General features: G+C 37.4%; 30 protein-coding genes. 29 read left to right on the plus strand and 1 reads right to left on the minus strand.

Going from position 1 to position 24,154, the window contains the following annotated elements; all coding sequences use genetic code 11:
- Positions 1–204: 204 nt before the first annotated feature.
- Positions 205–537, minus strand: a complete 333-nt coding sequence (locus WAE59_RS08795; RefSeq protein WP_337855583.1) for a winged helix-turn-helix transcriptional regulator — start codon at positions 535–537, stop codon at positions 205–207.
- Positions 538–649: 112 nt separating this feature from the next.
- Between WAE59_RS08795 and WAE59_RS08800 the strand changes: the two genes are divergently transcribed.
- The 29 genes from WAE59_RS08800 (at position 650) to WAE59_RS08940 (ending at position 22,941) form a co-directional block, all read left to right on the plus strand.
- Positions 650–922, plus strand: a complete 273-nt coding sequence (locus tag WAE59_RS08800) for a nuclear transport factor 2 family protein (protein WP_337855584.1) — start codon at positions 650–652, stop codon at positions 920–922.
- 123 nt (positions 923–1,045) lie between these two features.
- Positions 1,046–1,810 (plus strand): MBL fold metallo-hydrolase, encoded by a 765-nt coding sequence (locus WAE59_RS08805; RefSeq protein WP_337855585.1) that lies wholly within the window; start codon positions 1,046–1,048, stop codon positions 1,808–1,810.
- Positions 1,811–1,832: 22 nt separating this feature from the next.
- The gene (locus WAE59_RS08810; RefSeq protein WP_337855586.1) at positions 1,833–2,729 is read left to right on the plus strand and encodes an SDR family oxidoreductase; all 897 of its coding nucleotides are present in this window, start codon (positions 1,833–1,835) and stop codon (positions 2,727–2,729) included.
- Positions 2,730–2,740: 11 nt separating this feature from the next.
- Positions 2,741–3,130, plus strand: a complete 390-nt coding sequence (locus WAE59_RS08815; RefSeq protein ID WP_123868559.1) for a nuclear transport factor 2 family protein — start codon at positions 2,741–2,743, stop codon at positions 3,128–3,130.
- 39 nt (positions 3,131–3,169) lie between these two features.
- Positions 3,170–3,559 carry a nuclear transport factor 2 family protein gene (locus WAE59_RS08820; RefSeq protein ID WP_337855587.1) on the plus strand — a complete coding sequence of 130 codons (390 nt, stop codon included), beginning with the start codon at positions 3,170–3,172 and terminating at the stop codon, positions 3,557–3,559.
- 136 nt (positions 3,560–3,695) lie between these two features.
- Complete coding sequence (locus WAE59_RS08825; protein WP_337855588.1) at positions 3,696–4,544, plus strand: AraC family transcriptional regulator; 849 nt, start codon at positions 3,696–3,698, stop codon at positions 4,542–4,544.
- A 155-nt stretch (positions 4,545–4,699) separates the two neighbouring features.
- Positions 4,700–5,290, plus strand: a complete 591-nt coding sequence (locus WAE59_RS08830) for a TetR/AcrR family transcriptional regulator (protein ID WP_123868562.1) — start codon at positions 4,700–4,702, stop codon at positions 5,288–5,290.
- A gap of 102 nt (positions 5,291–5,392) precedes the next feature.
- Positions 5,393–5,818 carry a hypothetical protein gene (locus WAE59_RS08835; RefSeq protein ID WP_337855589.1) on the plus strand — a complete coding sequence of 142 codons (426 nt, stop codon included), beginning with the start codon at positions 5,393–5,395 and terminating at the stop codon, positions 5,816–5,818.
- Position 5,819: 1 nt separating this feature from the next.
- Positions 5,820–6,122, plus strand: coding sequence for a DUF3817 domain-containing protein (locus tag WAE59_RS08840; RefSeq protein WP_248932280.1), 303 nt, complete (start codon positions 5,820–5,822; stop codon positions 6,120–6,122).
- Entirely contained in the window at positions 6,119–6,490 is a 372-nt protein-coding gene (locus tag WAE59_RS08845) for a rhodanese-like domain-containing protein (protein WP_337855590.1), read from the plus strand. The genes WAE59_RS08840 and WAE59_RS08845 overlap by 4 nt, the downstream gene beginning before the upstream one ends.
- Positions 6,487–6,693 (plus strand): hypothetical protein, encoded by a 207-nt coding sequence (locus tag WAE59_RS08850; RefSeq protein WP_177760907.1) that lies wholly within the window; start codon positions 6,487–6,489, stop codon positions 6,691–6,693. The genes WAE59_RS08845 and WAE59_RS08850 overlap by 4 nt, the downstream gene beginning before the upstream one ends.
- 146 nt (positions 6,694–6,839) lie before the next feature.
- Positions 6,840–7,256, plus strand: coding sequence for an OsmC family peroxiredoxin (locus WAE59_RS08855; RefSeq protein WP_337855591.1), 417 nt, complete (start codon positions 6,840–6,842; stop codon positions 7,254–7,256).
- 70 nt (positions 7,257–7,326) lie between these two features.
- Positions 7,327–8,034, plus strand: coding sequence for a DsbA family oxidoreductase (locus WAE59_RS08860; protein ID WP_337855592.1), 708 nt, complete (start codon positions 7,327–7,329; stop codon positions 8,032–8,034).
- A 46-nt stretch (positions 8,035–8,080) separates the two neighbouring features.
- Positions 8,081–8,656, plus strand: coding sequence for a class I SAM-dependent methyltransferase (locus tag WAE59_RS08865; protein ID WP_337855593.1), 576 nt, complete (start codon positions 8,081–8,083; stop codon positions 8,654–8,656).
- Positions 8,657–8,769: 113 nt separating this feature from the next.
- A complete protein-coding gene (locus WAE59_RS08870; RefSeq protein WP_123868570.1) occupies positions 8,770–9,003 on the plus strand; it encodes a hypothetical protein in 234 nt (77 codons plus the stop codon).
- Positions 8,987–9,208, plus strand: coding sequence for a DUF6132 family protein (locus WAE59_RS08875; RefSeq protein WP_255497946.1), 222 nt, complete (start codon positions 8,987–8,989; stop codon positions 9,206–9,208). The genes WAE59_RS08870 and WAE59_RS08875 overlap by 17 nt, the downstream gene beginning before the upstream one ends.
- Complete coding sequence (gene trxA, locus WAE59_RS08880; RefSeq protein WP_337855594.1) at positions 9,186–9,479, plus strand: thioredoxin; 294 nt, start codon at positions 9,186–9,188, stop codon at positions 9,477–9,479. The genes WAE59_RS08875 and trxA overlap by 23 nt, the downstream gene beginning before the upstream one ends.
- 184 nt (positions 9,480–9,663) lie before the next feature.
- Entirely contained in the window at positions 9,664–10,020 is a 357-nt protein-coding gene (locus WAE59_RS08885; protein ID WP_270089703.1) for a hypothetical protein, read from the plus strand.
- An 83-nt stretch (positions 10,021–10,103) separates the two neighbouring features.
- Positions 10,104–11,123 (plus strand): TQO small subunit DoxD, encoded by a 1,020-nt coding sequence (locus tag WAE59_RS08890; protein ID WP_337855595.1) that lies wholly within the window; start codon positions 10,104–10,106, stop codon positions 11,121–11,123.
- Between the two features lie 24 nt (positions 11,124–11,147).
- Positions 11,148–11,750 (plus strand): TlpA family protein disulfide reductase, encoded by a 603-nt coding sequence (locus WAE59_RS08895; RefSeq protein ID WP_337855596.1) that lies wholly within the window; start codon positions 11,148–11,150, stop codon positions 11,748–11,750.
- A gap of 102 nt (positions 11,751–11,852) precedes the next feature.
- Entirely contained in the window at positions 11,853–12,296 is a 444-nt protein-coding gene (locus WAE59_RS08900) for a hypothetical protein (protein ID WP_337855597.1), read from the plus strand.
- A 63-nt stretch (positions 12,297–12,359) separates the two neighbouring features.
- Entirely contained in the window at positions 12,360–13,235 is an 876-nt protein-coding gene (locus WAE59_RS08905) for an AraC family transcriptional regulator (protein ID WP_337855598.1), read from the plus strand.
- Positions 13,236–13,295: 60 nt separating this feature from the next.
- Entirely contained in the window at positions 13,296–13,847 is a 552-nt protein-coding gene (locus WAE59_RS08910; protein ID WP_337855599.1) for a cysteine hydrolase family protein, read from the plus strand.
- Positions 13,848–14,153: 306 nt separating this feature from the next.
- Positions 14,154–14,507 carry a transposase gene (locus WAE59_RS08915; protein ID WP_443147257.1) on the plus strand — a complete coding sequence of 118 codons (354 nt, stop codon included), beginning with the start codon at positions 14,154–14,156 and terminating at the stop codon, positions 14,505–14,507.
- Between the two features lie 108 nt (positions 14,508–14,615).
- Positions 14,616–15,218: an RNA polymerase sigma factor gene (locus tag WAE59_RS08920; protein WP_337855600.1), complete on the plus strand. Its 603-nt coding sequence runs from the start codon at positions 14,616–14,618 to the stop codon at positions 15,216–15,218.
- A 122-nt stretch (positions 15,219–15,340) separates the two neighbouring features.
- Positions 15,341–16,510, plus strand: coding sequence for a FecR family protein (locus WAE59_RS08925; protein ID WP_337855601.1), 1,170 nt, complete (start codon positions 15,341–15,343; stop codon positions 16,508–16,510).
- 303 nt (positions 16,511–16,813) lie between these two features.
- A complete protein-coding gene (locus WAE59_RS08930; RefSeq protein ID WP_337855602.1) occupies positions 16,814–20,116 on the plus strand; it encodes a SusC/RagA family TonB-linked outer membrane protein in 3,303 nt (1,100 codons plus the stop codon).
- 33 nt (positions 20,117–20,149) lie between these two features.
- Positions 20,150–21,601 (plus strand): RagB/SusD family nutrient uptake outer membrane protein, encoded by a 1,452-nt coding sequence (locus WAE59_RS08935; protein WP_337856548.1) that lies wholly within the window; start codon positions 20,150–20,152, stop codon positions 21,599–21,601.
- 191 nt (positions 21,602–21,792) lie between these two features.
- Positions 21,793–22,941, plus strand: a complete 1,149-nt coding sequence (locus WAE59_RS08940) for a TlpA disulfide reductase family protein (RefSeq protein WP_337855603.1) — start codon at positions 21,793–21,795, stop codon at positions 22,939–22,941.
- Positions 22,942–24,154: the final 1,213 nt, after the last annotated feature.

The raw sequence follows: 24,154 nt of genomic DNA on the forward strand, positions 1-24,154 counted from the left end.
TAAGCCTGGTGTCGATCTGCAAACATTTGAAAGGAAGTATTCCGTGGTTCTGTTGTCCGAAGTGCCAATGAACCACGACTAATTCAATGTCATAATTTTAATAGATGAATATCTTTGCCGATCATCGTTAAAACTCATTAGATGCAAAAACTTTTTATGAAGTTATCATAATATACCCTAGTCGACATTAATTTAAAGGCAGTATTAAACTAAATTTTCCAGCCCGAATTGAGCCAACTGATCCACAATAGGCATAGTCTTCATCCCCAATTCAGTCAATCGGTATTCTACTTTAGGCGGAATTTGTGGATAGACTTTTTTGGTGACAAGCTTATGCTCAACAAGCATATTCAATTCCTGAATCAGCATTTTTTCGCTAATGCCAGTAACAGCTCTTTTCAATTCACCATACCGCATTACGCCTTCGTTGATTTGGAACAATATCATTAATGTCCATTTACCACCTAGTAAGGTTAAGGATGCCCGAACAGGGCAGCTATCATCGCAAGGAGGATTTACTTTTAAGTTTTTTTTCATTGATAATCAATAATTCTAACCAATTAGTAAGTACCAAACTTATAGGTAAGTACTTGTTCAAAGGTAAGCAGTAATATATTTTTGTGCAAATATTATCTTAAGATATGGCGCGATGACACAGACAGAGACTAACAAAAATATAGCTATTACGGCTTACCAAATAATTTTTGGTGATTTAGATATCCCCGGGGTCGACGAATTAATGGGTAAGGATTTTCTACAGCATAATCCAACCGTTCCTGATAGACCTGAAAGCGTAAAAGCAGTTGTACAAATGCTTGTCTCGAATGGTGTGCCAAAACAAAAAGTAGGATTTAAGCACATTGTGGCGGAAGACAATATGGTTATTCGTCATTCCCGTAGGGAGATGGCAGGAAAAGAATAGAGGTTTATCGGTATATATCGTATTAAGAATGGAAAGTTACCCGAACACTGGGATGCTATGATGCAGATGCCGGATGCACCGGCAAATAACACTCCAATGTTCTAATTTAAAATCGTACTATAAATGAAAATTCAGCAAATACGAAATGCAACGCTAATTGTAGAATATGCAGGAAAGAAAATTTTGATTGACCCAATGCTGTCTGACAAAGGAACGCTACCTGCATTTATTCCGGCTAAAAATTGGAGTTTCAAAAAAAACCCTTTAAACAATTTACCTTACGCTAAAGAAGAAATCATCAAAGATGTTGACTTTGTATTTGTCAGTCACCTGCATCCAGACCATTGGGATAAAGAAGCTGTTCGTATCTTGCCTAAAGGAATTAAAATATTTGTCCAGGATCACACCGATAAACTAAAAATAGAAAAATCAGGTTTTTCTAATGTAGAAGTTCTTGGTGAAAATTCTTCAGTTGAAGACATAAAGCTGAACAGAACAAAAGCCCAACACGGGAAAGGTTATATTTTGAAGATTGCAGGATTAGTCTGCGGCCTAGTGCTAAAACACCAAACAGAAAAAACCTTGTACATAGCAGCCGATACCGTCTGGTACCAAGGCGTCCAAGAAGCAATCGATTTACATAAACCAGAAATAGTGGTTCTGAATGGCGGGAACAACCAGTTTGCTTTCGGAGGACAGGTTATTATGAATAAAAAAGACATCAACGAAGTACATAAGGCGATTCCAAATGCAACAATTGTGGTAAGCCACATGGAAGGTGTAAACCACAATACGCTTACGCGAAAAGAATTAAAGGAATTTCTTTCTGAAAAAGGAATGACCGATAAAGTGAACGTTCCTGAAGATGGGCAATCATACACATTTTAATTATTAAACATAAGAATACAAAATGAGAATATTAGTATTTGGAGCTACAGGCTCTCAACAATTCAACGTCATAGGTGAAGCAAAGAAAAAAGGAGCAGAAGTGATTGCTGCGACAAGCTCAGAAAATAGTTTTGAAAAGTTGGCACAGGCGGGAGCAACGCCGGTTTTGGCAAACTTAGCTGATGCTGATAAAATTAACGAAATTACCAACGGTGTGGATGCAATTGCCTTTATGATACCTGTATCGCTTCCCAATCCTTCTGAGGGTTTTCAATATTCCAAAAATGTAATTGACGCAGCAAAAGCAAATGGCGTAAAAAAAATTGTTTGGAATACAAGTGGCTGGTTAGAAACTCAAAAAATAGGTTCTCCGGTAGATGATGTGAAATTGGATGTTCTGGATTATTTAAAAAATAGCGGTGTGGATTATGTAATCATCGAACCAACTATTTATATGGAAAATATGATGGGACCATTTTGTGCCCCTTTCATAACAAATGAGAAAAAATTAGCTTATCCTACGCCAGAGGCAATGCCCATCGGTTGGATAGCTTCCAGAGATGTGAGTGCTTTTGTGGTTGAAGCTATTTATAATGAAAATTTAAAAGCAGATAGTTTTAAGATCAGCGGGTTAGAAAATTTAAAAGGCAATGATTTGGCTACAGCGTTTTCTAAAGGTACAGGCGAAGAAATCGTTTATTATCCGCAGAAGCCGAAAGAATTTGGCGATATATTAAAACCAATGGTGGGTGAAGCAGGAGCAAACAGCGTTGCAGCTTATTACGAAATGCTTCAAAACGCATCGGAATATCCTTCAAAATTCAATCCTCAAATGAACGAAATACTGGAAACGCTTCCTGTAAAAATGACTTCTTTAGCGGAATGGGCCAAAGAGAATAAAAATTATTTTATCAAATAAACAAACTATATATGAAAGCGAAAGAAGTTGTTGCTTCATACTTTGAGGCATTAGGCAAAGGTGAATTAGAAAAAGCACTTTCATCATTTACTCCGGACACCAAGTGGTGCCAGCCGGGAGACAATCAGTTTGCCGGATTGAAGAATAATCTCAGTGAAATTATCCAAATGTTTCAAGGTATAATGAGCCATACATCTGGAAATATGCAGGTTAGACCTAACGGACCGATGTTAGAAAGTGGAAATCTGATAGCAGTTCCGGTATGGTTTACCGCTAAAACAGAAACTAAAATTATGGATCTGGGCGGTCTTGATCTTTTCGAAGTAAAAGATGGAAAAATCATTCAGGTTTGGACATTCTCAGATGACCAGTCAGTAGATGATGAATTTTTCGGAAAATAAAAAAAGTATTAATAATTAGAAATTTTAAAACCAAATATTATGACAGCAATAGAAGTAGTAACGGCTTATTCAGTATCCCTTTCGCAAGGAGACATTCCTACCGCCTTTTCACATTTTAGTCCAGACGCCAAATGGCACCAACCGGGAAACCATCAGTTTGCTGGAACCAAAACAGGTCTGGATGCTATTGGCAAAATGCTTGGCGATATGATGGCAGCCACACAAGGTTCATTGGTGATAGAACCTACAAGCGCCTTAATGGCTAACGGGAATTTAGTTTCATTTCCAACACGTTTTAGCGGTAAAATTGGAGAAAGAACAGTGGATATGAATGGTGTGGATCTGTTTGAAGTGGTGGATGAAAAAATTGTACAGGTTTGGTTGTTTTCTGAAGACCAATCTGCTGAAGACGAGTTTTGGGGAAAGTAAATCCTTTTAAAATTTGAAAATGGACGGTTGGTTTTAAAGCTTTACCGCCCTTTTTTTATCTATGAACCGAACGAGCCATTAGTGGCAAATAAAGTATTTTTGTATATCTAAATCGAAATAATATTAGTATCTATTTATGGAAATTTTAAAATCATTTGGAAGCAAGAAAATCGGTTATTTAGATTTTGACACCACTAGTCCGGCGGATGGTTTTTCGCTGCCATGCCGAAAATCGAACGACTGCTACATCGTTCTTTACGCACAAGCGGGAAGTTCCGTAATTACTGATTTTGTTGAGTATAAAACAGAACAGGATACTTTATTTTTTTTTAGTGTGGGACAACATTTCCAAATTGAGGATAATAGTAAAGGGGCACTGATTTATTTCAATCCCGAGTTTTATTGTATTGCCTTCCACGACAAAGAGCTGACTTGTGACGGAATTCTGTTCAACAATGTTTTTGAAACACCGTACATTACATTAACTGATAACGAAAATAGATCGTTCAGCAGGATTGCTGACGAGATAAAGGAGGAATTGAATAAAGATGATTACTGGACAGAAGAAATGACAAGAACAAAATTGAAGGAGTTGATCATCACAGCAAGTAGAGCGTGGCTTGCTAGGTCGCCTGAACAAAAAGGATTGGGAACAATAGAGGATGCGGTAACGCGAAAATTCAGCCATTTGGTTGAAGAAAATTACTATCGATATCATGGTGTTGCACAATATGCGGAACTACTTTATATCAGTCCCAAAACTTTATACAGAAAAATTGTAGATGAAAAAGGAATATCGCCTAATACCATTATCAAAAACAGGATTATACTTCAGGCAAAGAAATTGCTTGTCAATACCGACCTCACTATAAAGGAAATTGCTGCCCAGCTCGGATATGAAGACCAATCTTATTTTGTGCGTTTTTTTAGAATACAAACTGGAAAATCTCCAATTGAATTTAGAAAAACAGCAAACGAAAATTAGAGAGAGGAAAATAGAACTCTGAGATAAACATAGACTACAAAGAGACGGGTAGTGAGCTCTTAAAAAACTCCAAAAAAATTCGATAGTCGTTTTCAAAGCTTGCCAAACTAATAAAATTGTGCGTACTTCGTATTTCATACTAATTAGTATCTTTTATGACAAAAGCATCCACAACACGGAATACAATTCTTCAAAAAGCATTTGAATTGATTTATACCAAAGGCTATCAAACGACAAGTATTGATGAAATTATTGCTACAACCAAAGTTACAAAAGGTGCATTTTACTATCATTTCAAGACCAAAGATGAAATGGGTTTGGCAATAATTAATGAAATTTTGAAACCGACAATGAAAAATGATTTCATTAAACCATTGCAAAATGCTAAAAATCCAATCAAGGAAATTTACGATATGACGAAAGCATTACTTCTTGAAAATCCGTTTCTAAAGCTAGAGTATGGTTGTCCGGCAGGAAATTTAACACAGGAAATGACTCCCTGGAATATTGAATTTGGAAAAGCTCTGGCTGAACTGACTTTAGAATGGCAACAAACAATAGAAAATAGTATAAAAATCGCCAAAGAAAATGGAACGGTAAGAGATAGTGTAAATCCGCAGCAGGTAGCCTATTTTATTATGTCGGGATATTGGGGAATCAGAAATTTTGGTAAGGTTTATAATAATACTGACTGTTACCATTCGTACCTAAAAGAGCTAAAAATTTATCTAAATAGCTTAGGATAAAATATTTTACATAAAAACATACCACTTAGTATGTTTTTAATATCTTTGCATCGTTAAATAAAATTTACGATGTTTCAAACACTTACCTTTTACCATTCCATCATGCGTTGGCTTGTTTTAGCAAGTATAGTTTACGCAATTTATCGGGCATACAGAGGTTATTCTTCGAACGCCCAATTTTCCAAAACAGATAATGCCGTCCGGCATTGGACAGCTACAATAGCACACATTCAGCTTCTAATTGGGATTATATTGTACACCCAAAGTCCGATAATCAAATACTTTTGGCAAAACTTCAATGAAGCCATCCAAAATTTAGACCTTACATTTTTTGGCCTACTTCACCTGATTTTAATGCTAACCGCAATCATTTTAATTACCATTGGTTCTGCATTATCAAAAAGAAAAACAACCGACAAAGAAAAATTCAAAACAATGTTGGTTTGGTTTTCGGTTTCCCTTATCATCATTTTCATAGCCATTCCCTGGCCATTTTCACCCTTAGCAAACAGACCTTATTTTAGATAGTATGATACATTTATTCAAAACAAAAATCGGAAGATTACGCATTATTGGTTTTCTTGAAGGAGTTTCCTTACTGGTGCTCATTTTTATTGCGTCACCGATGAAACATTATTTTGACAATCCAGCTTTTTCAAAGATTCTTGGACCAATTCACGGAGCTATATTCTTACTATTCCTCTTCAATACTTTAAGTGTAGCTGTAGAGCAGAATTGGAAATTTAAAACCACGACCTGGAAAATTATTTTGGCTTGTTTTATTCCATTCGGAACGTTTTACATTGACCATAAAATTTTAAGCAAACTATGAAAACGTTATACATTATTTTGGGTGCAATTCTTTTAATCTATATTTCTTACCGCACCTATCGCTTTGCGAAACTTGACAACGGACTTTCCGAAAAGATAGAAAATGGAGCAATAATTTTAGATGTTCGAACCGAATACGAGTATAAAACAGGTCATATTGATGGTTCGATAAATATCCCACTAGGAACAATTCGGGAAAGATACATTGAACTTGACACCAATAAAACCTACATCACTACTTGTTCTCATGGTTTGAGAAGTGTAAAAGTGGAGACGCTTTTAAAGGAAAAAGGATATAAAAATGTTTTTAATGGTGGAGCTTGGTCTGATCTTGAAAAAATTGTAATCGAACAAAAAGGTGACAAATGATTTCGGTATTTAAAACGAATGTGACAAATGAGAAAGAAATAGAAACACTTAAACCACTTCTTGACACACATCTCGAAATTACAAAATGGAATTTTGACCTTGAAGACTGCGACAATATTTTGCGCATAGATAGCTTAAGCGAAATTGCTCAACCGACAATTAAAATACTGAAAGACAATGGATTTGACTGCCAAGAGCTTTAAGGTTCACTTATAAGAACCAAAACCGATAATAACAAACCAAAATAAGCATTGGGCAAAATGTCCTATACAATGAGTTCTATATCCATTGTGTGAAATTTCAAGAGCCGGTAACTTTGTACTATAAAAATTTTAGTAGAATTAAGTTTATGGAAACAAGGATTAAAGCCGTTTGGCAAGGAAGTTTTAAAGAAGGAAAAGGACAGTTTAATGTGACTGATTCCGCAATAAATAATACAGCTTTCAAACCTTCATTTGCTAAAGACAATGAAAGTTTTACAAATCCGGAACAATTACTGGCTTCCGCTCACGCTGCCTGTTATACAATGACATTGAGTTACATTCTGTCAGAAAACGGATTTTCTGCTGATAATCAAATTGAAACAACCGTTTCATTAGCGCTGAACAACAATGTAATTACAAAATCAATTTTGACCGTACAAGCTAAGATCGCTGATATAACAGAGGAACAGTTCCAAAATTTTGCCTTGAAAGCCAAAGAAATGTGTCCTGTGGGTAATGCCCTTAATGTTGAAATTAGTTTAGAAGCTACTTTGGTATCATAAAATCAGTTATAACCAAAACTTTAACTTGTTATGGAGCTAACCCATTTGAAATAAACAAAAAATCTCTTAAATGAAAATAGAAATCTGGAGTGATGTAATTTGTCCGTTTTGTTACATCGGAAAAAGAAATTTTGAAACGGCTTTAGAACAATTTGCAGATAAGAAGAACATTGAAGTAATCTGGAAAAGTTTTCAATTGGATCCTGCAATTCCCGAAGTTGCTACGGAAAGCTATACCGATTATTTGGTGAAACGAAAAGGAATGGCTGTAGAGCAAGTCCAGGGAATGTTGTCCAATGTAACACAAATGGCAACGCAGGTAGGACTAGATTATCATTTAGATCAATCAATAATTGTCAATTCGCTAAAAGCCCATCAATTGATACAGTTTGCAAAGTTAAAAAATCTGGGCAGCGAAGCTGAAGAACGATTATTCAAAGCATTTTTTATTGAAGGAAAAAATATTGCTGATACAGAGACCTTAGTTCAATTGGGTAAAGATTTTGGTTTGGACGAAAGCGAAATCAAAGCCAATTTAGAGGATGAAAAATACAAGTATGAAATAGCTCAGGATATCCAGGAAGCCCAAAATATAGGAGTTACGGGCGTTCCATTTTTTGTTTTCGATAGAAAATACGCAGTTTCTGGAGCTCAACCAGCAGAAGCTTTTTTAGAAACTTTGAACAAGTCTTTTGTCGAATGGAGAAAGTCTAATCCTGAAGCTATATTAGAAATTACAGAAGGAAAAAGTTGTACGGTTGATGGTAAGTGTGATTAATTTTATAAGTCACAAATAGTCTTCTTTCTAAAAAATCAACAAAATAATGTTAGATATGTACCGAATGTTTGTTGTTCCAGAAGGCAAGTCGGGCGAAAAAGGAGCCGAGATGATGGTAGATTTAGGTGATGCGATGGCTCGTGAAGCGATCCCATTTCTTGGTCTTGGGCAAAAAGATCGTGTTATTGAAATAGGATTTGGACCCGGAATAGGTTTAGAAACTTTGGCAAAAACGGTATCGCAAGGTACTATTGTAGGAATTGATCCTTCCGAACTAATGCATCGTCTTGCCAGTGAGCGTAACAAAGATTCTATAGTTTCAGGAAAAATCACTCTTATAAAGGGAACCGTAGAAAATCTACCTTTTGATGATGATTATTTTAATGGTGCAATCGCGATGGATAATATGCATTTTTGGAATGAACCGTTGAATGGATTAATCGAGCTCAAACGTGTACTGCTGCCGGGATCAAAGTTGATCTGTTCCTTCACACCACATTCTGGAGGAAGCAAACATGGCTGGGAAAAACTGTTCGAAAGAGCCGGATATGTGGACTTTACACTTTTGGAATCCGCATTAGGAATTCGCATAGTAGCGAAAATACCGGAGATATCTGTTTAAAAACCAGAACAGCAGTACAAAAGCATTTTAGCGCATAACGCTTTTCACCTGACCATCAAAGCTGTTACGTGTCACAACGTAAATTAAAGCAGTTAATCAAAACACATAAGAAAATGAATAGATATTTGAGAAATTGGAATTACATGCGGTTGCTACGATTAGCATTGGGCATTTTTATTATTGTGCAGGGAATCATGGAGCAGCAGTGGTTACTGGTGACTATGGGAAGTCTGTTCTCATTGATGCCTTTGATGAATATCGGTTGCTGTGGTGTATCAGGCTGCAATACCCCTATTTCAAGAAGTACTAAAAAACTAGATGAAACAACTTATGAAGAAATACGGTAAGAAACATTTGTATACAATATTGGGTATAGCTATTGGTGCAGTCGCAGGCTATTTCTATTGGAAATTTATCGGATGCAGTACGGGCAGTTGTGCCATTACTTCTAACCCTATAAATAGTACTATCTACGGTTCGGTTATGGGTGGGCTTCTCTTATCAATATTTAAAAAAGACAAAAAGCAATATGACGTTTCAAGAAATAATTAACAGCGACAAACCTGTATTGGTAGATTTCTTTGCCGAATGGTGCGGCCCCTGCAAAATGATGTCGCCCATTCTGGAAGAATTAAAACAGCGTATAGGCAATAAGGCAAGCATCATTAAAATTGATGTGGACAAGAACCCGCAGGCGGCGGCAGCGTATCAGGTTCGAGGCATACCTACACTGATCATATTTAAAAACGGAGAAATCCGCTGGCGACAATCTGGCGTATTTCCTGCAAATGAACTAGAAAGATTGATTAACGAAAACAAATGAGAATATACGTGTTAGAAGTTTTAATAGAACATCAGCAATAACGTTATTAACTGCCATTGCAGGTACTTGGGCTTATGGTTTGCTTACGGGGAAGTTGCCACATTAAATATTAATCAACCTCATCAAAACCTCCTTCAAAACAAATTAATTACTTTTGTAAAGTTTAAAAAACAAAACATCTAAAATGAAAATCAGCATCAGACCATTTTTTACAAAAGTTATCGTCATTTTGATGACTTTTATGGTGGGTCTTCCTTGTGCTGTGAAAAAAGATTTTAAAGAAGTTTTAAATATCCCTGTTTCAGATTTGGGACAGGCAGAAAAGCCCAATAAATCTGTCGTTTGTTCGAGTTTTTCAAAGACAGAAAGCAACAATAATTCGGTTTCTTGTAAGAAAAAAGAGGTACAGAAATTTAATTATAAATCTGGAAGTATTCAATATTCATCTGAAGTTTCATACTTCATTTTTTCGCCTTTTGCAGATGTTGAATTTACTGCATCGATTCCCATTTATATTCTTCACGAGCAATATTTGATTTGATTTTTTGATTAAAATTTAGCCACTTCAATATCTTTTTATTGAAGCTTTATGCATTTTATTTTATCAAATTTTAATTCAAAACAATGAACAATCAAACATATTCGTATGCCGGAATGTTTACCACGGCATTGCGCTGGGTGGCCGGCTGGACCTACTTTTCCGCGTTTTGGAGAAGATTAATTTTAGAGAACAAACTCAATCCTGATGAGGCAGGATATATCGGTGAAAAGTTCAATCACTTTTTACCCAATGCTTTGGGCATAAAACCCATTATCGAACACCTTGTTTCCAACCCTGAAAGTCTTTGGTGGGCAATGATTTCCTTCACAATTATAGAGGGAATTGTAGGACTTTTATTTATACTCGGCGTTTTTACCAGATTGATGAGCATTGGCGTTTTCAGTTTGGCACTGGGAATTTTATTGGGTTCCGGCTGGCTCGGAACGACCTGTTTAGACGAGTGGCAAATTGGCGTTTTGGGTGTTGCTTCTGGGTTTACCATTTTCCTTTCAGGTGGCGGAAAATATTCTTTTGACGAATATTTTATTCGAAAAAACAAATCATTTGCGAGCACAAAATGGTTTCAATTTCTAGGTTCTGGAATGTTGCCATTAACAGAAAAAGTACTGAACCAAACGGTCTTGGTGGGTGCTATTTTTATTTTTGGTTTGACATTATTTACCAATCAATATTTTCACGGTGGCGTTTATGGAACTTTGCACAACCTCTCCGTTCGTCCGCACGTAAGTATTAGCAATGCAAAAATTCAGAATGATACGTTGTCTTTTATCGTTTTCAGGGATGAGGGTGCCGATGTATATGGCTCGTTTTTGATAGGCATAAAATTGATGGATGAAAATGGAAATACGGTTTTTGAACAAACGCAAACGCAACTTTCACAATTGACTTCTGCGCACATTAAAAATGAGTATGTAGCAAAGGTAAAACCCGGAAAACACAGTTTGATATTGCCTTTGGGTGCAAAAGCATCATTAAATTTTAAGGAAACTATTTTTACAACTTTAGAAGGAAAATACACCTTAGAATTGTTGGATATCAGCGGTGTAAAATGGCAAGAAAAGATAACTGTTATCAAAAATTAATCAGATAATTTAAAAGCAAAAAAAATGGAAAAATTCAAAATATGGCTCAAAAAAAACTGGAGCGTAACGCTTTTATTTGCAATATTCGTTTTGTTATTGGTAAGCCCAGACGCAAAAGCGTGGTTGATGAGACAGATTATTTCAACAGGTTTACTTAATTCAAAAATTGAGGAGAAAAATGTTGAAAAACCTGCTAATGAAAATATTGCAACCATCTCTGAAAGTTTCAGCGTAAAAGATGAAAGCGGACAATTAATCAATGTTTCTGAACTGAAAGGCAAAGTGGTTTTTATTAATTTCTGGGCATCTTGGTGTCCGCCTTGCAGGGCAGAATTTCCGTCGATTCAGAAGTTTTACGAAAAATATGAGGGAAATGATGAGCTCGTTTTTATCACGATAAATTTAGATGATGAACCACAAGCCGGAAAACATTACCTTGAGAAAGAAAAATTTACTATTCCATTTTTAATTCCAAACGGAAATATTCCCAATGAATATTTCAGCGGTTCACTCCCAACAACCGTAATTTTGGACAAAACCGGAAAAATAAGAATGCATCACGCAGGAATGGCAGATTATAGCAAAGATTCTTTCTATGAGGAAATCAATCAACTTCTAAAAGACTAAGAATAGGCTCTAGGTATCCGTTATTTTTCAAGAAGCTCAAAATCAATCTTATGATTTCTCGTTTTAGAGTGTGTATTTTTTAATTAAACTAAAATATTTATAATGAAAACAAATTTTTTATCAACATTAATTTTAATAATAGCTTTAATTTTCATTTCAAATTACAGCAATGCGCAAACCCAAACTTTTGGAAATAAAGTAGAATACAAAGGCGCTAAAAAGAAATTGGCAGTAATGATTTCAGACGTTAAGCATTTTAATACCACCGTAGAAACCGTAGAATCACTAAAGCTAAAAGAAAACGGATTGACTTTTGAAATTGTGATAGTCGGTATTTTAGCAAAAGAAATCGTAGAAAATAAAGAACTTATAGAATTGATTGACAGAGCAGAAAAGTCAGGTGCACAATTGGTAATTTGCGAGTATGCCTTAGATATTCTAAAAGTTGACAAATCAAAACTTGACAAACGAATTATGATCACTCCAAATGCCTTGATATATATGTTTGAACTGAATGATAAAGGATACAATACGCTGGTTTATTAATAGGAAATAGTAAAATAAAATTGTGTGATTTCGGTTTTATATTTAATAATAAAAAGAGAATAGTTGGAAACAATAAAATTTAACAAGACAGAATGCGGGGTAGATTTTCTGCTCAATGTACTTCCTTCTGATGAAATTGGAGAGACATACCTTAATCATAAATTGTTTAATACAGATTATTTTGAAATCGTTTTTTTCAAGAATGGTAGTGGTCAACTTACGCTCAACTATCAAAAAATAAATGTTGAGGATAACAGTATTATTTTTATTTCCCCTTTTCAAAAACGCCAATGGAAACTTGATGCGGAAGATTTTGATTTTACGGTTTTGGCTTTTAAAGAGGATTTTCTGAATGATTTTTTCTCCGACAAACTGTTTACTTACCGATTGTCTTATTTCTATCAGTTAGAATTTCCTTTAAATATGCAGGTTGAGAAAGAAAACATCGATATGTATTGCGTTTTGTTATCAGAAATTAAAACAGAATTACGGGAAACCAGAATAGACAGTGTGCATATCATCCGTTCCCTAATCTATTACCTTTTACAAAAATTGAATAGAGTGTATGCGGAAAAACATCAATTATCATTAAAAAATCAAGATACCAATTATGCCTTCCAGTTTAAAAAGCTGATTGAAACAAATATCGAAAACAAACAACGAATCAGCGATTATACAGATTTATTGAACATCAGTCGTATTACGCTAAATAAATCCGTGAAAGACCAATTCAATGTAACGGCAACTCATTTGTTGAAGCAAAGGTTGCTGGTGGAAATCAAAGATTACCTCATTCATTTTGAAATGACAGTTTCGGAGATTGCTTACAAACTCAATATTTCTGAGCCCAACCATTTAATGCGATTCTTTAAGAAACAAACAGGGATGACGACTACAGAATTTTTATTAGATTATCAAAATGGTATCATTTCCCATTGATTTGGTATAATTACTCATCTCCATGTATGTTAATTTTGTATTATAATAAATATTTTAGTTATGAGCAAACAAGCATTAATTATCATAGACGTTCAAAATGATTATTTTGAAAATGGTGCACTTGAATTAGTAAACCCAATAGAGGCAAGTTTAAATGCAGGTAAGGTATTGGAATATTTTAGAAAAAATAGTTTACCCATTGCACACATTCAGCACACATCGGCTAATCCTGAAGCTTTGCCAGTTTTTGTAGAAGGAACACATGGTGTAGAAATTCACGAAAATGTAAAACCAATTGCAGGAGAAAATGTTTTTCAAAAAAATTATCCAAACAGTTTCAGAGAAACAGGACTTGGGGAATATTTAAAAGAAAATGATATAACCGAAGTTGTTATTACAGGAATGATGACCCATATGTGTGTGGATGCAACCACAAGAGCTGCCTTTGACTTTGGCTACAAATGTAAAGTAATTGGAGACGCTTGTGCATCAAGAGATTTAGAAATCAACGGTAAAACTATAAGAGCCAATGATGTTCACCACGCATTTTTAGCAGCATTGGAATTTTTCTATGCGGAGATAAAAAGTACAGAAGAATTTCTGTCTGTATAAAAGTAAATTCAACTTCATCATTATTCTCTACTAATATTCAGACTGTCAAGAGATCAATTTCATAGCATTAGAACTGTAAAAATCGATAATTGGTTATGCATAGGGAAACTGTTAGAAAATACATGTTGACGGAAAATTAGTCCGTAAATCCTACAAGGACAGGAGGATGATCGAGAACTACTTCAATTATATTAAAAACAGGCTTACCGCAACGCAGAAAAAGCTAATAGACAAATTATGTAAATCATCATGTGGCTTAGAACGCGACTTGGTATTGTAATAGATTCCGAAATCTTATGGAAAAAGTTGGGAAATCAACTCCAGGGATGGATAGAGAAGGTACTGAACTCAGGGATTAGAGAGATGGCAACTTTTGCGAATGGTCTGTTAAGGGATTATCAATCCATCGAAAATGCGATCAGCTTGCTTTGGAGCAATGGCCCTGTAGAAGGCAACGTAAATAAGCTGCAGACTATCAAACGGCAGATGTATGGCAGGGCCCGCTTTAATTTGCTCAGAAAAAGATTAGTGCTGACACCCACATATCCACCAAAAGTGGGGAAGAACCCTTTTCGTCGCAATATCTATTTGACCGTTAATTGGAGCTGGATGTTCATTGGAATTACCTACAGATTGCTCCATCAGTTAGGCATTATTTGACTTCCGAAAAAGCCGAAGGTATCCTAAACTCCCATTGAAGAGATTTCAAACAATGGATTGAAGATTAAAATATAATTTTTACATTCGTAATCTATTTATATAATTGATTTGAGCAAAGTTAGGACAAATGAATTCCTCCTTAGTGAAACTGAATTGCTCGGGCAAATAGCACAAGGGAATGAGCAGTCCTTTAAGAAGATTTACGACACCTACTTTACGAAGACCTACAAGTTTGCCTTTCATGTCCTTCATTCTAAAGAACTTGCAGAGGAAGTAGTTCAGGAAGTCATGCTTTGGTTATGGCAATCAGGTGATGAGATAATCAAAATACGTAATATTGAAAGCTTTCTTAAGACATTTGCAAAAAGGCGAGCTATTGATACTTTACGTAGGACAGCCATCGAAAAGAGATGGAAACTTGACTTGCAATCAGGCTGGCGCGAAGAAGATGAAGGGATAGAACAGAAAATTATATTGGGAGAAGCCAGAAAAATTTTACAAGAAGGCATTCAAATGCTACCTCACCAGCAGCGTATCGTATACCAACTTTGCCATCAACAGGAACTCACCTATGAACAGGTAGCGGAACAATTGAAAATAAGCAAAGGCACCGTTCAAAAACACATGTCTTTAGCACTGAAATTTCTTAGGGCCTACCTGCGTCAACATGCTGATTTAGCGGTTTTAATTATCTTATTCAGGTTGGTTTAAAATATTCCACTGACTGACAAGGTGTTGTGATTTATTTTACTATTCGATTACATCTTATTTGTTTGCCATTCGACTATAGGTAAACAGTTGTTATCGAATGCCAGCTAATAATTACCAAAGATATGAATAGTAGCCGCCTAAAATATTTATACGATCAATACCAGAATAATTGCTTGAGCGGTGAGGAACTACTGGAATGGGATGAAGCTGTAATTGATCGCAAGAATGACGAAATTTTGCTTGATATGATAGATATAGATTGGGATACAAAAAAGCGAAGTGATGCAGTACCAGAGACACAGAAACAACTAGAGATTTATAATTATGTGATTTCAAATTCAAATCGGCACAAACAGCTTCGTAAGTATCCAATGTGGTCAAAAATTACGATAGCTGCAGCATCGGTCATATTAATCCTTGGCATTGCAATTTTCTATTTGCACAAGGATACCAGTTCTGGAAATATGACCTATAGAGATGACGTGCAACCTGGAAAAAAAGGAGCTACGCTAACGTTAGCCAATGGAAAAAAAATAAGGCTCGACCAAGCAGCAAGCGGCGAGATCGCAAAACAAGAAGACGTGAGTATCGTCAAAACAGCAGATGGACAATTAGTATATCAAGGAGGTTCCCAGCGCGCTATTAGTAGTGAGCCATTAAATAACATATTGTCTACGTCCACTGGCGAGTTGTATAGTTTAATACTACCGGATCAAACAAGGATCTGGATGAATTCTTCCTCGAGCATCAGCTATTCCCCAACCTTATATGTTGGGGGAAAGCGTGTGGTAAAACTGACTGGAGAAGCTTATTTTGAAATTTATAAGGACAAAGCCCATCCGTTTATCGTCGAAACTCAGGATCAGAAAGTTGAGGTTTTGGGAACCCATTTCAACATCAATAGCTATCTGGATGAAAAAGTTATCACAACTACCCTTCTTGAAGGGGCTATAAAGATCAGTAATGCAAATCAGACTAAACTTCTAAAACCGGGAGAACAGAGTCTCAACAACGGAGCAGATCTTAAAGTCACAAAGGCCGATCTGGAAAAAGCTATAGATTGGAAAAACGGTGATTTTTTCTTAAATCACGTAAATTTCAAAACCGCAACTAGGAAAATCGCAAGATGGTATGATGTCCAGTTTATCTTTGAATCTTCTGTCCCCGATGATATCGAATCCGGGGGATGGATTTCCATGGATAAAAAACTCTCAGAAGTATTACGGCTGATTGAATCTTCCGGTCAGGTTCATTTTAGAGTAGAAGGAAAGAAAGTCTATGTTTCACGCTAGAACCACTCAAACACGTATAATAAGCTTTCGATCGATATAAAAAATCAACTAATCAACTGTTAAACCTAAAATATTCAGATGGAAAAAAAATACAATTAAAGACCAGCAAGCAGACAAATAAGCCAGAAGTGCGATAGCACCCCTGGCTTTAAGTTCGAAATCAATTAAAATCAACTGATAACCACAGAATACCACTCCCTTCGAAAGTTATGGTACTTCTGTTAACAAACTAAACAAATGTATAAAAATTATACTGGGAAACTTGGTGTACGTCCACCGCTATACCCGAAAATATTGCTAATTATGCGATTAACCTTTGTGATATTACTAGCTTCTCTCTTGCAGGTTAGTGCCTCAACTTTTGGTCAGCGAATAACGATCTCAAAGAAGAACACTTCGCTGGAAGCTGTATTGAAGGAAATACGCCGGCAGAGTGGATTTGATATTTATTATGACGGAAAAATAATCTCATCCACTCAGCAAATTGATATCCGGGTTGAGAATGTCACCGTTGATCAGGCTGTATCAAGCGCTATAAAAGGACTGGACCTTACCTTTGAAATTGAGAGAGGATCAGTGACGATTATAAGAAAGAAGGCGCCTTCTTTTGTTCAGCATCTTATCGACAAACTGTCCGCTATTGATATCAAAGGCAGGATCTTGGATGAAAAAGGCCAGCCGCTAGTTGGAGTTACTGTACAGACCAAAGGTGGAGGCAGAATTGTAAAAACAGGTAATGACGGTGGCTTTATCCTGACTGATGTGGCTGAAGGTGATCGGGTTGTCATCAGCTATATAGGTTATGAAAGAGTGGAATTGGCTGTAGAACCTAATTTTGGTGATATCCGACTCAGATTGTCCAATACTAAACTCGACGAAATTCAGGTCATCGCGTATGGAGAGACTTCCAGAAGGCTTAGTACCGGCAATGTAAGCTCAGTCAAAGCAGCAGATATCGAGAAATCTCCCGTAAACAATCCCCTACTTGCATTAGCGGGAAGGGTGCCAGGTATAGTAATTACGCAGGTTACTGGTTTTGCCGGAAGCGGTGTACAGGTCCAGATTCAGGGGCAGAACAGTATCGCAAATGGAACGATCCCATTCTATGTCGTTGACGGTGTACCATACACCCAAGCCTTACTCACTCCACTAAGCAATATCCAAGGTAATTCAAACAGTGGCATCAGCAATCCGTTGAGTTTTATCAACCCGCAAGATATTGAAAGTATAGATGTACTCAAAGATGCAGATGCCACTGCTATTTATGGGTCAAGGGCATCTAATGGGGCAATATTGATCACTACAAAAAAAGGCCGGGCTGGTAAAACCAGTGTAACCTTAAATTTGCAATCTGGCTATGGTGAGGTGGCGAAGAAACTGAAAAATCTAAATACTGAACAATATCTTTCCTTAAGAAAGGAAGCATACGAGTCTCAAGGACTGGCAATCCCTACTTTGAACAGCGTGAGGAACAATACCAACTACGATTTGACCTTTTGGGACCAAAACCGATTTACAGATTGGCAAGAGGAACTCATCGGCGGAAAAGCGCGTTTTACAGATATGCAAGGTACTATTTCAGGTGGAAATGAGAATACACAGATTATAATGGGTGTTAACTACCACAAAGAGACCACTGTGATGCCGGGGGAGTTTTCCGATGACCGAATAGGAGCCCACTTAAGTTTGACCCAGTCATCAAATGACAAAAGGTTCAAAGCCTCCATGACCGCCAGTTACCTGACAGATAAAAATAAACTCCCAGGTATAGACCTAACTTCAGCCGCGGTTAGAATTGCACCCAATGCACCCGCACTATATGATGCTGATGGTAAACTCAACTGGGAAGTACTACCAACCGGTATTGAGACCTGGACTAACCCGTTAAGAGGGATTCTGCGAACCTACAATGTCAGCACAAATAATTTAGTGGCAAACGGAGAAATAGGTTACCGGATATGGAAGTCGCTGAGCTTGAAGAGTACTTTTGGATATACCAAGCTTTCAAATGATGAGACCTCACTTCAGCCACAATCTTTTTTTGCACCCTCGGTGACTGCCAATAACCGCTCGTCAATATTTTCCAGCAAGACCTCATCAAGCTGGGTCATTGAACCTCAGTTGACCTATGATATGATCACCAAGTTCGGAAAATTCAATTTTTTGGTGGGCACCACATTTCAGCGAAGCAACAATTATCTGATGGCATTAAATGCAGTCGGCTTTAGCAATGATAGCCAATTGGCCAACATCAATGCGTCTACAGCAGTGAGCGTTCAGAACTCAATACAGGATACGGCAAATTATGCTGCTGCATTTGGCCGACTAGGTTATAACTTAAACGATAAATACCTACTGAACATTACGGTACGCCGTGATGGTAGTAGCCGGTTTGGCCGTGAAAACCTGTTCCATAATTTTTATGGGATCGGTGCGGCATGGATTTTCAGTAGTGAGCAAGTAATTGAAAAAAACATTCCCTTTCTGAGTTTCGGAAAATTGAAAGTAAGTTATGGTACCACTGGCAATGACCAGATCGGAAACTATTCGTTCCTGAGTCTCTACACCACACCGATTCTCGAGGTTCCATACGGGGGAGGAACCAGTTTGGCTGTTAATTCATTGAGTAATCCCTATCTTCAATGGGAAGAAACGACAAAGTTCAATGTGGGAATTGATCTGGGCTTCTTCTCTGATAAAATACTACTGAATGCGAATTACTACATAAACAGGTCTTCTAACCAACTAACCAGATTTACATTACCTATTACAACTGGATTCAACTCAATTTCTAGAAATTTCCCTGCAGTGGTGCGTAATAGTGGTGTTGAACTCCTTTTAAACACTCAAAACATCAGAGGCAAACGCTTCCAATGGAGTACGAGTTTGAATCTTTCTGTTCCTAGAAACAAATTGGTAAGATACGATGATCTTGCTTCTTCGTCATATGCAAATACCTTAGTTGTTGGCCGCTCCCTGAGCATATGGAAGACTGTTAAATATCTAGGGGTAAACCCCCAAACCGGAAGGTATAATTTCGAAAGGGCAGATGGATCGGTAACCGAATCAGTAGGCGATCGTACACTAATTGTTGATAGGTCTCCCCGTTACTTTGGCGGTTTACAGAATTCCTTTTCTTACCTTGGATTTTCGTTGGATTTCCTGCTACAGTTTACCAAGCAGGTTGGGCAGGACCTAAATAAGTTTGGATTTGCTCCAGGTTCCTTTTCCGCATCGGGTAATACAGGGAATCAACCTAGTTTTGTATTGAACAATTATTGGAAGCAAGCGGAAGATATCGCTGATTTCCAAAGGCTAAATCCCGGCGTCGCCGCACTAAATACTCCTGCAGGACTGGCAATGAATACAATTAATGATGCAAATTGGGTAGATGCTTCTTATATCAGGCTAAAAAATGTTTCCCTTTCCTATTCCTTCCCGCAGCGAATAGCGAAGGCAATAAAAATGCAGAATGTGAATGTATTTGTTCAAGCCCAAAACTTATTTACACTTACAGGCTACAAGGGTCTGGATCCTGAAACATTAAGTTCACTCACCCTTCCTCCTTTGCGGGTAATGACCTTTGGTGCCAAGATTTCTTTATAAATCGAAATATATATGAAAAATAAATATAAAATTATGCGGAATTCAACCACTTTGTTGATTTTTATAGTGCTACTTTTTGTATCTGGTGGATGTAAAAAATTCCTACAAGTCAATTCCCCTATAACAAGCATAACTTCAGAGAGTGTTTTTACAAACGATAACACTGCAATTTCGGTATTGACCCATATCTATGCAGTTATCGGAACCCGAGTAAATCAACCTATATCACCGGATGTCGGTTTCAATTCTATAAGTCTGGTCACTGAACTTTCAGCTGATAATCTAACCCTTTTTAATCTGGATAACGAAAAAATGCGTAATTATTACGAAAACAACCTGCAATCTATCAATAATGCTGCGGGCACTATTCTCTGGGACCGTGGTTACGAATATATTTACCGAGTAAATGCAGCACTCGAAGGCCTAAATGCATCAACAACCCTGACCCCTAGGATCAAACAGCAATTGATCGGTGAAGCCAAGTTTTTTAGGGCTTTCTATTATTTTTACCTGGTCAATTTATATGGAGATATACCACTAACTACCACTAGTGACTATCTGTTCAATTCAGCTTTGCCCAGGAGCCCGGTTAACACGGTCTACCAACAAATCATCACAGATCTAAATGACGCTCGTAGCTTACTGGACGAGCGGTATCTCGCTGTAGATATGAAGACGCCTACTGTTGAGCGAATCCGGGTTAATAAAGCAGCCGCAACAGCGATGCTCGCCAGAGTATATTTGTACACAGGCGAATATGCAAATGCTGAGCTAATGGCAACCGAGGTGATTAATAACCCACTTTATGAAATTATAAAAGACGATCTGGGGAAAGTGTTCTTAAAAAACAGCAGGGAAACCATTTGGTCTTTACAACCGACTTATGCCAACCAAAATACATGGCAACCCAGGTTTTTCTTACTCCCATCAACTGGTCCGAATGCAACATTTCCGGTTTATTTATCTGCCGATCTGATCAACCAGTTTTCTCCAACAGATAGACGGCTTGGTTCCTGGATAGGAACTGCTACTGTAGGAGCAACCAAATATAATTATCCTGCAAAATATAAAGCGGGTACCGCAGTGACAGCCCTTACCGAGTATGAGATGGTTCTTCGCCTGGCCGAACAATACTTTATCCGTGCTGAGGCCAGAGCGCAACAGGATAAGCTTACCGGCACCAATAGTGCGCTCAGTGATCTGAATGTTATTCGGGAAAGGGCAGGCCTTCTGGCTTCTAATGAGACTGCAAAACCGAGAATACTTGACCTTATTGGAGAGGAACGCCGTAGAGAATTATTTACCGAATGGGGTGATCGCTGGCTAGATCTTAAACGCACAGCTAAAATCAATACCGTGATGGGTGCATATACCACAATCAAAGGTGGGGTTTGGCAACCATTCAAGGCGCTATATCCAATAGCGCAGTCGCAACTGGATTTAAGTCCGGCAATACGAGACCAACAAAATCCAGGTTATAATTAACCTAGAATTGAAATACATAAGCATATCAGCCCAGATGTCTCTATTTCTGAGGTTGATATGCTTAATAACTATAATTGCAGGGCTTTTGGCACAATTGACCAAAATATCTTACATGACTAGGCACTTCGTAAGTTCCCAGCCGAAAAATCTAACGCTAAGCCCATGTCCTATTTATTTATAAAAGAAATATTATGAAAAAAATGATTTTAGTACTCTTGATGGCTTTGCCATTAGTGGCGCTTTCACAAGATTCCTATAAGATTATTGGAACTTTCAGAGACCTATCAACCAATGGGAAGATTTTTATGAGATATAAATCCGCTGGTCTATCCAGATTTGATAGCACGGTAGTAAAAAATGGTGCCTTTGAAATGAGCGGAAAGATGACAAACATCGTTCGGGCATCTTTACAGTTTATAAATGCAAAGCACGTAACCTCAGTAGGGCAGAGGCCAAAAGCGGATATGCTGACATTTTACCTAGAGAAAGCAACCATAAAAATCTTCGTTTCAGACTCCTTAAAAAATGCAGTGTTATCAGGATCGAAAGTTAATCAGGATGACAGGGATTTAAAAAAAATGATGGAACCCTTGCAAAGTAGATTACGGTCACTTAGGATCGACTATCACAATCTCGAAAAATCCAGCCCCGGGAACAAACCAACATTGGCAATCATCCAAAAACAGATCGATCAAATTTGTGAGAAGCAGCTGGCAATGACAAAATACTATGTTCATACACATCCGGATTCCTACATCAGCCTTTTTGCGGTCCGAGAGATTGCAGGTCCATATTCGGACAATATTGAAGCAGCCAAACTTTTCTCCACTCTTAGCAGGGAGATTCGAGGGAGTATCGACGGTAAAGACATGGCAAGGGCTTTAAAAGGGGTGAATAACACAGCAGTAGGCAGGATTGCCCCTGAGTTTAGCCAGCCGGACACGGTTGGTCGTATTGTCAAGTTATCCGATTTTCGGGGGAAATATGTGTTTGTCGACTTTTGGGCATCTTGGTGCCACCCCTGTCGCGCTGAGAACCCTAAGGTAATTACAGCTTTTAATAACTACAAAGATAAAGGGTTTACGGTGATAGGCATTTCGATAGATAAACAACAGACGCGCGATGCCTGGTTGAAGGCAATCCAGGATGATGGCCTTCCATGGATCCAGTTGATCGACCCGACGTCGGATCCAAAGGGTGCTGCAGCAGTATATGGTATCAGGTCAATTCCATCCAACTTCCTTATTGATCCAAATGGGGTAATCATTGCCAGAAACCTGCGTGGAGATGATCTTCAAAAAAAATTAGAATCTACACCTGACCTGAATTCTCCGAGGTGATCTTTTGTAGCTTTATGGCGATTAGTTTTTTAAGATTCAGAACGCTAGAAGGTTGCCTAAGGCCTACCTTGGCAAGCGATTCGTAACTCATCTAAAATATTTTTTATAACAGAAGTTACTTTTGAATTTTCTAAAACTTGGTTCGTACACAATATAATCAAGGATACAAACTGGACTTTATTGCTATTTTCGAAAGGACTGCTCGGAAACGAGCAGTCCTTTTCTTAGGGTTTTCAGGGCTTGAAGATGGAGCGTAAAATAAATGTAAGTGTCTATTAGTGAGTTATTTAATAAGCTAGGTTGTCTTTGAACACCCCATATAATCACATGCTTCTGACATACTGGATTATCACGGACGGCATGATTGTGAGTTAAGTCCGCAACAGGTCGTCGACGGTCTGCATCTCCTTTGATTTCGAAGGTATCGTTATACCCTTACTGCACCTGCGTTATTTGGCCGCCATTGCCTGAATAATAAAAGGTAGGGCAAGATGATACATGATAAATATCAAAAACTGTCTTCGCCTCCCCACCCAAATGAAGAGGAACTTGGTGACTTTTTTTAAAGTTTTCAATCATCTTTCGGCTATCTCGGTCGCTAATATTTATAAGTTCAAAATTTCTCTCTATGTATTTGTGGTAAAGATTGTTCAGGGGCTTCAAAGAAGCCATGCTGCCTTCACAACTTAATCAAACTGGTTCATTTGTTTTTGACAAAAATTATCGCTGACTGCGTGTATGAAAGAAATTAGTACTCAACTGTAATAAATTCGATATGGGCGGATTGATGGCTCAGTTGAATAGTTCAGAAGGCGGTACAAGTACTGGGGGAGGATTCTTTGCTGACCCTGAACAGGTATTTTGTCGCATTTGTTCAATGACGCAATACGAAGTGCAGCAGATAATGGTGAATCTCTAGATACAGATATAAATGAGTAAATAACATTGATGTCCACATTGTAAGCATTTGGGTTTGGCTTCCCCAACTTCCATTATCCCATTTTTCTCGACAAAGTCTTTGTAGATCCAGATTTTCAACAACACTTTTTAATGGGTAGAATTTCATAGAGATTAATGGTGAATTAAATAACCTTTTCAGTATATTTATATAACTGATAAGGACAATCAGCGACTTTATTTACAACCTATTTACAATGAAATAAAGTCTTCTCGTAATATATTGATTAACAATATGATATAGGGGTGTGTAAAT

This window comes from Pedobacter sp. GR22-6 (genome assembly GCF_037402555.1).
Taxonomy (GTDB): domain Bacteria; phylum Bacteroidota; class Bacteroidia; order Sphingobacteriales; family Sphingobacteriaceae; genus Pedobacter.

Excerpts from the sequence above, each read along its gene's own strand:
- WAE59_RS08795 (WP_337855583.1), bottom strand. The coding sequence starts at position 537 with ATGAAAAAAAACTTAAAAGTAAATCCTCCTTGCGATGATAGCTGCCCT.
- WAE59_RS08800 (WP_337855584.1), top strand. The coding sequence starts at position 650 with ATGACACAGACAGAGACTAACAAAAATATAGCTATTACGGCTTACCAA.
- WAE59_RS08805 (WP_337855585.1), top strand. The coding sequence starts at position 1,046 with ATGAAAATTCAGCAAATACGAAATGCAACGCTAATTGTAGAATATGCA.
- WAE59_RS08810 (WP_337855586.1), top strand. The coding sequence starts at position 1,833 with ATGAGAATATTAGTATTTGGAGCTACAGGCTCTCAACAATTCAACGTC.
- WAE59_RS08815 (WP_123868559.1), top strand. The coding sequence starts at position 2,741 with ATGAAAGCGAAAGAAGTTGTTGCTTCATACTTTGAGGCATTAGGCAAA.
- WAE59_RS08820 (WP_337855587.1), top strand. The coding sequence starts at position 3,170 with ATGACAGCAATAGAAGTAGTAACGGCTTATTCAGTATCCCTTTCGCAA.
- WAE59_RS08825 (WP_337855588.1), top strand. The coding sequence starts at position 3,696 with ATGGAAATTTTAAAATCATTTGGAAGCAAGAAAATCGGTTATTTAGAT.
- WAE59_RS08830 (WP_123868562.1), top strand. The coding sequence starts at position 4,700 with ATGACAAAAGCATCCACAACACGGAATACAATTCTTCAAAAAGCATTT.
- WAE59_RS08835 (WP_337855589.1), top strand. The coding sequence starts at position 5,393 with ATGCGTTGGCTTGTTTTAGCAAGTATAGTTTACGCAATTTATCGGGCA.
- WAE59_RS08840 (WP_248932280.1), top strand. The coding sequence starts at position 5,820 with ATGATACATTTATTCAAAACAAAAATCGGAAGATTACGCATTATTGGT.
- WAE59_RS08845 (WP_337855590.1), top strand. The coding sequence starts at position 6,119 with ATGAAAACGTTATACATTATTTTGGGTGCAATTCTTTTAATCTATATT.
- WAE59_RS08850 (WP_177760907.1), top strand. The coding sequence starts at position 6,487 with ATGATTTCGGTATTTAAAACGAATGTGACAAATGAGAAAGAAATAGAA.
- WAE59_RS08855 (WP_337855591.1), top strand. The coding sequence starts at position 6,840 with ATGGAAACAAGGATTAAAGCCGTTTGGCAAGGAAGTTTTAAAGAAGGA.
- WAE59_RS08860 (WP_337855592.1), top strand. The coding sequence starts at position 7,327 with ATGAAAATAGAAATCTGGAGTGATGTAATTTGTCCGTTTTGTTACATC.
- WAE59_RS08865 (WP_337855593.1), top strand. The coding sequence starts at position 8,081 with ATGTTAGATATGTACCGAATGTTTGTTGTTCCAGAAGGCAAGTCGGGC.
- WAE59_RS08870 (WP_123868570.1), top strand. The coding sequence starts at position 8,770 with ATGAATAGATATTTGAGAAATTGGAATTACATGCGGTTGCTACGATTA.
- WAE59_RS08875 (WP_255497946.1), top strand. The coding sequence starts at position 8,987 with ATGAAGAAATACGGTAAGAAACATTTGTATACAATATTGGGTATAGCT.
- trxA (WP_337855594.1), top strand. The coding sequence starts at position 9,186 with ATGACGTTTCAAGAAATAATTAACAGCGACAAACCTGTATTGGTAGAT.
- WAE59_RS08885 (WP_270089703.1), top strand. The coding sequence starts at position 9,664 with ATGAAAATCAGCATCAGACCATTTTTTACAAAAGTTATCGTCATTTTG.
- WAE59_RS08890 (WP_337855595.1), top strand. The coding sequence starts at position 10,104 with ATGAACAATCAAACATATTCGTATGCCGGAATGTTTACCACGGCATTG.
- WAE59_RS08895 (WP_337855596.1), top strand. The coding sequence starts at position 11,148 with ATGGAAAAATTCAAAATATGGCTCAAAAAAAACTGGAGCGTAACGCTT.
- WAE59_RS08900 (WP_337855597.1), top strand. The coding sequence starts at position 11,853 with ATGAAAACAAATTTTTTATCAACATTAATTTTAATAATAGCTTTAATT.
- WAE59_RS08910 (WP_337855599.1), top strand. The coding sequence starts at position 13,296 with ATGAGCAAACAAGCATTAATTATCATAGACGTTCAAAATGATTATTTT.
- WAE59_RS08925 (WP_337855601.1), top strand. The coding sequence starts at position 15,341 with ATGAATAGTAGCCGCCTAAAATATTTATACGATCAATACCAGAATAAT.
- WAE59_RS08930 (WP_337855602.1), top strand. The coding sequence starts at position 16,814 with ATGCGATTAACCTTTGTGATATTACTAGCTTCTCTCTTGCAGGTTAGT.
- WAE59_RS08935 (WP_337856548.1), top strand. The coding sequence starts at position 20,150 with ATGCGGAATTCAACCACTTTGTTGATTTTTATAGTGCTACTTTTTGTA.
- WAE59_RS08940 (WP_337855603.1), top strand. The coding sequence starts at position 21,793 with ATGAAAAAAATGATTTTAGTACTCTTGATGGCTTTGCCATTAGTGGCG.